Origin of the sequence: Streptomyces niveiscabiei (genome assembly GCF_001419795.1) — a bacterium.
Lineage (GTDB): Bacteria > Actinomycetota > Actinomycetes > Streptomycetales > Streptomycetaceae > Streptomyces > Streptomyces niveiscabiei.
Genome location: NZ_LIRL01001402.1, coordinates 1 through 260, shown reverse-complemented (window position 1 = coordinate 260; position 260 = coordinate 1). Strand labels below are relative to the sequence as shown.

Sequence of the window (260 nt, the reverse complement as noted above, 5' to 3'; positions counted from 1 at the left end):
GGTCGCCGGGGGCGGGGAGCGCGGGGAGGCCGAAGTAGGCGGCTACGTCGTCGACGTGCGGGGTGAAGTCGACTTCGAGGCCGGGGAAGAGGAAGGCCAGCTTGCCTCCGGCTGCGCTTTTGCCGAGCAGGGGAGTCGGTCGGAGCCAGACGTCGTTGCGGCCGTTCCAGGGGCGGGACTTGGCGGCGGCTCGGCGGGCCAGGGCCAGCCGTTTGGCGGTGGGGTCGACGACGGCCAGGCGGGCGGGGCCCGCGGTGGGG

At 75.4% G+C, this 260-nt stretch carries 1 protein-coding gene; it reads right to left on the bottom strand.

Annotated features, from left to right (window positions below; translation table 11 throughout):
- Positions 1-260: hypothetical protein (locus AOK24_RS52115; RefSeq protein WP_240554429.1), on the bottom strand; the 260-nt coding region annotated here is incomplete at both ends.